Origin of the sequence: [Clostridium] fimetarium, from assembly GCF_900111235.1 — a bacterium.
GTDB lineage: Bacteria > Bacillota > Clostridia > Lachnospirales > Lachnospiraceae > Clostridium_N > Clostridium_N fimetarium.
Window position 1 is genome coordinate 23,110 of record NZ_FOJI01000025.1, and the last position, 9,555, is coordinate 32,664.

At 32.3% G+C, this 9,555-nt stretch carries 10 protein-coding genes and 1 tRNA gene; 9 read left to right on the forward strand and 2 right to left on the reverse strand.

All coding sequences use genetic code 11. The annotated features are described in order from the left end of the window. The first annotated feature begins 37 nt into the window (after nt 1-37). The 9 genes from BMY18_RS19630 to BMY18_RS19670 all read left to right on the forward strand — a co-directional run bounded on the left by BMY18_RS19630 (nt 38) and on the right by BMY18_RS19670 (nt 8,897). Nucleotides 38-895, forward strand: coding sequence for an NAD(+)/NADH kinase (locus tag BMY18_RS19630; RefSeq protein WP_092458034.1), 858 nt, complete (start codon nt 38-40; stop codon nt 893-895). A 36-nt stretch (nt 896-931) separates the two neighbouring features. Beyond that, nucleotides 932-1,384 (forward strand): arginine repressor, encoded by a 453-nt coding sequence (argR, locus tag BMY18_RS19635; RefSeq protein WP_092458007.1) that lies wholly within the window; start codon nt 932-934, stop codon nt 1,382-1,384. Between the two features lie 53 nt (nt 1,385-1,437). Next, a complete protein-coding gene (gene recN / locus BMY18_RS19640) occupies nt 1,438-3,135 on the forward strand; it encodes a DNA repair protein RecN (RefSeq protein ID WP_092458010.1) in 1,698 nt (565 codons plus the stop codon). An 85-nt stretch (nt 3,136-3,220) separates the two neighbouring features. Then, nucleotides 3,221-4,465: a SpoIVB peptidase gene (gene spoIVB / locus BMY18_RS19645; RefSeq protein WP_170841514.1), complete on the forward strand. Its 1,245-nt coding sequence runs from the start codon at nt 3,221-3,223 to the stop codon at nt 4,463-4,465. A 126-nt stretch (nt 4,466-4,591) separates the two neighbouring features. Beyond that, on the forward strand, nt 4,592-5,413 hold the full coding sequence (spo0A, locus tag BMY18_RS19650; protein ID WP_092458015.1) for a sporulation transcription factor Spo0A: 822 nt from the start codon (nt 4,592-4,594) through the stop codon (nt 5,411-5,413). A gap of 168 nt (nt 5,414-5,581) precedes the next feature. Next, on the forward strand, nt 5,582-6,610 hold the full coding sequence (locus BMY18_RS19655) for a C40 family peptidase (protein ID WP_092458017.1): 1,029 nt from the start codon (nt 5,582-5,584) through the stop codon (nt 6,608-6,610). Between the two features lie 49 nt (nt 6,611-6,659). After that, nucleotides 6,660-8,108: a glycogen synthase GlgA gene (glgA, locus tag BMY18_RS19660; protein ID WP_092458020.1), complete on the forward strand. Its 1,449-nt coding sequence runs from the start codon at nt 6,660-6,662 to the stop codon at nt 8,106-8,108. A gap of 278 nt (nt 8,109-8,386) precedes the next feature. Further along, nucleotides 8,387-8,469: transfer RNA gene (locus tag BMY18_RS19665), tRNA-Leu, on the forward strand. 176 nt (nt 8,470-8,645) lie between these two features. Then, nucleotides 8,646-8,897, forward strand: coding sequence for a GlsB/YeaQ/YmgE family stress response membrane protein (locus BMY18_RS19670; protein ID WP_092458023.1), 252 nt, complete (start codon nt 8,646-8,648; stop codon nt 8,895-8,897). Nucleotides 8,898-8,955: 58 nt separating this feature from the next. On the opposite strand, the gene BMY18_RS19675 is transcribed toward BMY18_RS19670, so the two are convergent. Further along, a complete protein-coding gene (locus BMY18_RS19675) occupies nt 8,956-9,228 on the reverse strand; it encodes a spore coat protein (protein ID WP_092458026.1) in 273 nt (90 codons plus the stop codon). 24 nt (nt 9,229-9,252) lie between these two features. After that, on the reverse strand, nt 9,253-9,438 hold the full coding sequence (locus tag BMY18_RS19680; protein WP_092458028.1) for a ferritin family protein: 186 nt from the start codon (nt 9,436-9,438) through the stop codon (nt 9,253-9,255). Nucleotides 9,439-9,555 lie beyond the last annotated feature (117 nt).

Genomic DNA, 9,555 nt, shown 5'->3' on the forward strand with positions numbered 1-9,555 from the left:
TATAATGTTAGTATTACGCAGAGCGGTTGGGAGTTTTATGAATAAGTTTTATATAATTACAAATAAAAGTAAAGACTCAGATTATTCTTTTACAAATGAGATCATGAATTATTTGATAAGCATGGGCAAAGAATGTCAGTGTCAAGATTTTGAAGAAGATGTTATGTATACTAAGTATAGATATACGAATGCAGATTTAATTCCAGATGATATTGAATGTGTAATCGTATTAGGCGGTGATGGTACATTAATTCAAGCCGCAAGAGATATTAACAAGAAGAATCTTCCGATGTTTGGGGTTAATCTTGGTACACTTGGATTCCTTACAGCGACAGAAAAGGACACAATATATCCTGCATTAGCATCACTAATTAAAGGTGAATATGAAATTGATAACAGAATGATGCTTCAAGGCTGTGTATATAGGAATGAAGAACTCATTTATAAAAATACAGCATTAAACGATATTGTTATTAACAGATGCGGTATTCTTAGAGTGATTGATTTTGACCTTTATGTAAATGATGAGTACCTTAATTCTTATTCTGCAGATGGTGTTATTATTGCCACATCCACAGGATCAACAGCATATAGCTTATCGGCTGGTGGACCAATTGTACAACCGAATGCCGAATTGATGATGATAACACCAATATGTCCTCATACACTTAACAAAAGGAGTATTATTCTTGGAGCAGATGATAAGATTGTTATTGAGATGAGTGATAACAAAGGTCTTTTAGAAGAGCGCGTTGCATCATTTGACGGAGAACTATTCTGTAATATGATTACCGGAGATAAGATTGTTATAACAAGAGCTGAACATAAGGCATCATTTATCAAGACTAATAAGTTAAGCTTCCTACAGATTATTCGCGAGAAGATGTATAATTAGAATTTGAGTGCCGCCGAATCGGCCGATCGGAGTAGTGTGAAATCACAAAGACATTGTAAAATAATTGAGCTAATCACAAAGAACAACATCGAGACGCAGGAAGAGTTAGCGGATACATTAAATCAATCTGGATTTAATGTAACGCAAGCAACTGTTTCAAGAGACATTCGTGAACTAAAACTTACGAAAATGTCTGTTAATGGCGAACGTCAAAAGTATGTTGTTTTGCAGAGTAAAGAGAATCAGATGAATGATAAATACATGCGAGTATTAAAAGATGGTTTTGTGTCTATGGATATGGCTCAAAACATACTTGTTATAAAAACAGTTCCTGGAATGGCTATGGCAGTTGCGGCTGCACTGGATGCAATGAGTTGGCATGAAATTGTAGGATGTATTGCAGGCGATGATACCATTATGTGCGCTGTAAGAACGATTGAAGACACATTTCTAGTATTGAAAAAGATTAACAAAATTGTTGGGTATTAACAGGCTTAATGGAAACATTTTGCTAGAAGAATCTTTCATCAGAAGGAGGATTTATGTTATTGAATTTATACGTAAAGAATATGGCCTTAATAGAAGAGGCTGATATATCTTTCAAAAAGGGATTAAATATCTTAACAGGAGAAACAGGTGCCGGAAAATCTATCATTATCGGCTCTATTAATGTTGCTCTTGGAAACAAGGTATCAGCTGACATTATTCGAAAGGGTGCAGAATATGCACTTGTTGAACTTTCATTTAAAATTAATGATCAGGACAAAATCAACGAACTTAAGGCCATGGATATTGAAGAATTAGATGAAGGTCAAATTCTTATATCAAGGAAAATCACCAGTAGTCGAAGCGTAATTAAAGTGAATGGTGAAACTGTTACTGCCTCACAGGTTAAGCAAATAGCGGCGATTTTAATTGATATACATGGACAACATGAACATCAGTCTTTGTTAAATGAATCAAAGCATTTAGAATTGATTGACAAATTTGCCGATTCAAAAATAACGGAACATAAGAACGTCCTAAAGCAAGAGTATTCCAGATATTTTGATATCAAGAAAAAGCTAGATGACATGAGTATTGATGATGAACAACGGCAAAGAGAAATTGCATTTTTTCAATTTGAAATCAACGACATAGAAAGCGCTGGTTTGAAAGATGGAGAAGATGAAGAATTAGAAATTCAATTCAAGAAGATGGTTAATTCTCAAAAAATCATTGATGAAATTTCACAGGTCAATAATTATATTGGAGAAAGCAACTTTGACAATGCATCTGATATGGTTAGCAAATCAGTGAAAGCATTAACAAATGTGGTTGGCTATGATGAATCTTTAGAACCGATGCTAGCACAGTTAAATGATTTGGAGAGTATTTTAAATGATTTGGGTAGAGATATATCGAACTATATATCGGATTCGGAATTTAATGCAGAAGAATTTGAATATGTTCAAAATCGTTTGAATACAATTAACAATTTGAAAATGAAATATGGGCGAACGATTAATGATATTCTTAAATACCGTGATGTCAAATCAGAAAAGCTAACAGAATACGAAAACTTTGATAGTGTTAAAGAAACGCTAATACATAATCTAAAAAAATCCGAAGATAATATGAATGAATATTGCGAAAAGCTTTCAATAATAAGAAAAGAAGCAGGAACAAAGCTTTCCGAAAGAATCAGACAAGCATTAATTGAACTTAATTTTATTGAAGTTAAGTTTGAAGTCGAATTTAATAAATCAAATAATTTTACAGCAAATGGATTTGATACGGCTAAGTTTATGATTTCAACTAATCCAGGTGAAGATATTAAAGCACTTGCAAAAATCGCTTCAGGTGGTGAAATGTCGAGAATTATGTTAGCAATCAAAACGGTTCTTGCTGACAAAGATGATATAGAAACTCTTATTTTTGATGAAATTGATACAGGAATAAGTGGTAGAACTGCTCAGATGGTTTCAAACAAGCTAAATGAAATATCTTCTATGCATCAGATAATATGTATTACTCATTTGCCACAAATCGCATCTATGGCAGATACCCATTTCTTAATCGAAAAATCTTTAAAAGATAACAGTACTGTAACTTCAATTTTCGAGTTGAATGAGAAAAGTAGCATAGAAGAACTTGCCAGATTATTAGGTGGCACTACAATAACGGATGCCGTAATCACAAATGCTAGTGAGATGAAATCTATGGCAATGGAATCTAAACGAAGAAAAAGCACATTATAAATTAACAATAATAACCTATATTATAATTTTTGACAGATGTACATAATAAGCATATCAGAAACTCTGAATGAAGGGACGTGACGATATGACTAAAGTATCTGTTAAAACTAAATATAGGTTATTTTTCTTTTTGTTATTATGTGTAAGTGTTACACTAATTTCTGTTTTTAGTGTTAATTATATTGATAAAAAGATCCCAAACAAAATCAATATATTTAAAAATGAAGTTAAAACGATTGATTTCAATTTACCATTAACAGGGGAAATTTCATCTAATTCCGTTACGTCTATTAATTTTAATAATCCAATATCTTTTCATGCTGGAGATATAGGTGAATATTCATTAAATGTTAAATTGTTTGGATTATTCAATTTTAAAACAGTAACAATTAATGTGGTTGAGGAACAGCAATTAATTCCTTGTGGATTTCCAATTGGAATATATATGAAGACTGAAGGATTGTTAGTGGTTAATACAGGAAACGTTATTGATAGTGATGGAATCAGTGTATGTCCTGCAGAAGGAAAATTAAAAGCGGGCGATTATATTACTACAATTAATGGAGAAAAAGTATTGACAAAAAATGACTTAATAGCCGATATTAATAAAGTTGGTGATCAAAATATAATTTTAGGCTTGATAAGAAATAATGAAAGCATTGAAGTTCGACTTTTACCCGTAAAAGATGCATCTGGAGAATATAAAATTGGTACTTGGATACGAGATGATGCTCAAGGTATTGGCACTTTGACTTACATTGATGCAAATAGTAATTTTGGTGCATTAGGCCACGGAATAAGTGATGTAGATGTAGGACAATTATTAAAATTGAATGGTGGTATTTTATATAATGCAAAAGTGGTGTCTATTATAAAAGGCAAAGCCGGTGCACCCGGAGAATTTGTTGGAACAATTGATTATAATGCAAAAAATCAAATAGGTATTATAACATCAAATACTTCTTCTGGAATATTTGGAACAATTAGTACCCAAATAATTGATGAATATAAATTAGAACCAATGGATATCGGTTATAAATACGAGGTCCATAAAGGTTCTGCTAAAATAAGATCTTATGTAGAGAATTCTATGAAAGACTATGAAATTGACATACTCGAATCAGATCCTGCAAGCAACGGTGAAGGTAAAAATATTACATTTAAGGTAATAGATCCTGAATTGCTTCAAATTACGAATGGAATTGTACAAGGTATGTCAGGAAGCCCAATAATTCAAGATAATAAGATAATAGGAGCGGTAACTCATGTCTTTGTAGACGACTCTACGATGGGATATGGTATATTCGTTGAAAATATGTTGAATAAGTAGATATTTAATGATAAACTTAAAATAATGTAATAAATTGTCAGAATATGCGATGATTTCATCTTGCTATAATTTGACAATAAATATATACTCGTAGGGAAGTATTAATAATTTTAGGAGGGTTAGGTTATGGATAAGTTAAAAGTAGCAATCGCTGATGATAATGAATGCATGCTACGCATTTTAGGGGACGTTATCAGCAACGAAGCGGACCTGAGTTTAGTTGGGAAAGCAACAAATGGGGAAGAAACGCTTAATATTATAAGAGAAAAGGAACCGGATGTGGTATTATTAGACATTATTATGCCTAAATTGGATGGACTAAGTGTTATGGAAAGAGTACGGGATGATAAGAGTATTAAAAATGTACCAACATTTATAATTGTAAGTGCAGTTGGTCAGCAAGGTATTACAGAAGATGCCTTCAATCTCGGCGCTAATTACTATATCATGAAACCATTTGATAATGATGTTCTTTTAAATAGATTAAGATGTATTAAGAATATTGGCCAAAGGCATTTTCCAAATACGAGAATGGGCAATAGTAGTAATAATAATAGTAATAATAATGAACTAAGTACTTGCCAAGTATCTGACCGGAGCTTAGAATCAAATGTCACAAACATTATACATGAAATAGGAATTCCTGCTCACATAAAAGGTTACCAATATTTAAGAGAAGCAATTCTACTTTGCATTAAAGATAATGATATTATCAATAGTATTACAAAAGTGTTATATCCTACAATTGCAAAGAAATTTCAAACCACATCAAGTAGAGTTGAAAGAGCAATTAGACATGCAATTGAAGTTGCATGGAACCGTGGGAATACTGAAACTTTAAATGATTTATTCGGGTATACAGTCAGTAATGGAAAGGGTAAACCAACCAATTCAGAATTCATTGCTTTGATTTCAGATAAAATCAGACTACAATATAATATTAAATAAATTGTAGTAATTATATATGTAATAAAACTGTAATAATTTGGAAAATAAAATTTAAAAAAGACGTACATTTTAGGTTGATATCTTTGTTGTTTTAGATTATAATAATAAGAATTAAATGAAATTTAATATTTATTTAAAATAATTGTAATATATAAGAGGGATATCAATATGAAAAAGAAAGTAATTAGAACATTAATTGCTGTGCTTTTAGTGACAGCGATGACAGGAATCACAGTATTTGCAGATGATGTTAATAAAATCACTAATGACCAAAAGAATGCACAAACAGAACTTCAAACTTTGCAAGCCCAATTATCCGTCTTATTATCACAAATGGATGATGTTCAAGGGAAAATGGCCGAGTTGGCAACATCAATGGATCAAGTAACTGTAGAGTTACAGCATTCACAAGATACTCAAAAGCAACAATATCAAGATATGAAACTTCGTATCAAATATATGTATGAAGATCAAGAGGCTTCTATAATGGAGACGCTACTAACTTCCGACAGTATGGGTGACATACTTAATAAAGCTGAATATATGCAAAAAGTATACGACTATGACAGACAGAAGTTGGATGAGATTGCCGTTACATCTAAAACAATTTCAGACAAGAAAGTACAACTTACACAACAACAAGATGCCTTGAATGTATTACAGACAGATTTAACAAATAAACAAGCACTATTATATACTACAATTGCTGATAAACAAAAGTCAATTGATAGTTTTCCTGCATTATTAGCGGCAGCTACTGAGGCTGCTTCAAAAAAACGTGTAGTGGAAGAGGCTGCGGCGGCTGCGAAGGCTCAAACGGTTTTTGCTTCATATCCTGCTGGTGACTCAAGCATTGGGCAAGCAGTAGTAAGTCTTGCATACAAATACATAGGAACCCCATATAGAGGTGGTGGTTCAGATCCAAGTGGTTTTGATTGCTCTGGTTTTACTTCATTTTTATATAGACAATATGGAATTACACTTTCCTGTACTACTGGTGGTCAAATGGGTGGTGGAATCAGGATTGCAGACTTATCACAAGCTTTACCAGGCGATATTATATGTTATTCAGGACACGTTGCCTTGTATATTGGTAATGGTCAAATTATTCATGCATCGGTACCAGGTAGCACTGTGAAGCAAGCATCTGCAACAGGTATTAATTTATCAATTCAGTCAATTAGAAGATACTGGTAATCTATGTTTTGCTTCTATTTGTATATATTAATAATATTGGGGGCTACATATGAAAAACATATTATTTGTTGCATCAGAAGCTGTACCATTTATTAAAACAGGTGGTTTAGCAGATGTTGTAGGCTCTTTGCCAAAGTATTTTAATAAAGATAAATATGATGTTCGTGTAATTATACCAAAATATACTTGTCTTTTATCAGAATATCTAGAAAAGATGGTATATAAAACACATTTTTATATTGATTTAGCATGGAGAACGCAGTATGTTGGTATCTTTGAATTAGAATATGAAGGAATTTTATTTTATTTTATTGATAACGAATTTTACTTTTCTGGTTCAAAACCATATGGTTATATCCATGAAGATATTGAGAAATTCGCTTTTTTTAGTAAAGCCGTCCTTTCAGCGATTCCGACGATTGGTTTTAAACCAGATATTATACATTGTAATGACTGGCAGACAGGCCTCGTACCTGTCTATTTAAAAGAACGTTTTGCAAGTGGAGAGTTCTTTCAAGGCGTTAAGTCTATCATGACCATACACAATCTTAAGTTTCAAGGAATTTGGGATTTGAAGAAGGTACGTGATATTACAGGCTTAGCAGATTCCTACTTTACTCCCGACAAATTAGAAGCATATAATGATGCGAATTTTCTTAAAGGTGGTATTATATATGCTGATTATATAACAACGGTTAGCTCCAGTTATGCCGAAGAAATACAGACTTCCTTTTATGGAGAAGGACTAGATGGTTTAATGCGATCACGATCCAATTCCCTTTTTGGAATTGTAAATGGTCTTGATTATACAGAATACAATCCAGAAACAGATACACGAATTGGATTTAATTTTAATCAGATTACCTTTAGAAAAGAAAAATGGAAAAATAAAATAGCACTTCAAAAAGAACTTAGCCTCGATGTTGATAAGAATAAGTTTATGATAGGCATCGTATCACGTCTTACAGATCAAAAGGGTTTTGATTTAATTGCATATGTTATGGATCAAATTTGTGCTGAAGATGTTCAACTCGTTATATTAGGCACTGGTGATGAGAAGTATGAGAATATGTTTCGACATTACGACTGGAAATATAATAACCGAGTTTCATCTAATATATACTATTCAGAAGAAATGTCGCACAAGATATATGCTTCCTGCGATGCATTCCTCATGCCTTCATTATTTGAGCCATGTGGCTTAAGCCAGTTAATGAGTCTTAGATATGGAACAGTTCCTATTGTAAGAGAAACTGGAGGATTGAAGGACACCGTTGAACCATATAATGAATATGAAAATTCTGGTACGGGTTTTTCATTTACAAATTATAATGCTCATGAGATGCTTAGAATTATTGATTACGCTAAAAATATATATTATAAAAAGAAGCGAGAGTGGAACAAGATAATAGATAGAGGTATGCTTACCGATTGTTCTTGGAATCTATCAGCTAAGAAATATGAAGAATTGTATGAAAAATTATTAGAAGAAATATGAGACGAAGTATGAGACGAAGTATGAATTAGGCAAATCAAAGATTTAAGTGTAAGTATATAGATTTAAATTTTTGGTTGCTATCTATAATATTCAAATATTTAAGGCTGCATTGCAAAATTTTGGCGCGATGCAACCTTATTTTTTATAGTATTTCCCAGTATTTTTAGGTGATTAAACTTTGATTTATATTGTTTTAAATAGATACACAAATTGCGTAACTATTTTACTTAAATCTCTTGCTTTTTACGTAATATTATGATAAGATTACAAATGTTCTAGCGGATGTGGCGGAATGGCAGACGCATCAGACTCAAAATCTGACGGCAGTAATGTCGTGCGGGTTCAAGTCCCGCCATCCGCATTCTAGACACTGGAAGAAAGGGCATTCTTGTATATGTGCATATATCAAGTACCCAATCAGGTACACACGCACTCTTGTGAGCGTGGTGAGCCTCTAACTTCCAGAGATAATAGTGATTAAGTTGCGCCAATATGGTTGCAGCTTTTTTATTGGTGAAAAAGTTATGAGTAAAAATAATGAATTTAATTAGTTGGTTAATAATTGGCTGTTTAGCGGGATGGATAGGTAGTATGGTAACTCGTGATAATGATGAAATGGGTTTTTGGGCGAATTTAATTGTTGGAATTATCGGTGCATTAATAGGAGGATTCATATTTAATCTTATTGGTGGTTATGGTATTACTGGATTTAATCTATGGAGTCTTTTTGTATCTGTTATTGGTTCAATTGTATTACTTTGGATAATTAAATATATTAAAAGAATATAATTTAATTTTATAACCTAAAATAAAATGGCTACCAATTTTAAAATGGTAGCCATAGAAATTATTTTAAATTTACTCCGCAAGAAAATTTCTGTATGGTTTGATTAACCTTATTGTCATCAGCTTCAGGAGTCGGATAAAATCCTTTTTCATGCATTAATTTAAATACATCGTCTTGAATACTATGTTCTTCCTCCAGCATATGCAGCATAGTACTTCTTACTTCTGGATGCACACATTCATTTGCAAATGTGTTATAAAGATTCGTGGAAGCCTTTTCCGTTGCCAATGCATCACCTAATACTTCTTTATCTGTATAAATTTGTTGTTCCATGTTGTTATACCTCCATCATTTATTTTATCCGAGTTGCTTATAAAGTTCATCAAAATGTCCTTGATGTTTTTGTGCTATTTCTTCAAATTTATTTTTTATTTCTTGATCTTGTGAATGACCTGAAAGCATCTGGAACTTCTTAACCAAAAGTTCCTCTTCATTTAGCATCTCATTAAGACCAGATAATTCTTTTTCTGATATTTTACTCATATTCAAACCTCCTTTATATTTAAATAACTTCTCGGAATCTCCAGCCCTTATTCTATAAGGGTTTCAACTCCTATATTTTAAAAATCACCCACTTTTTTATCGAAAACGCTTGACAAA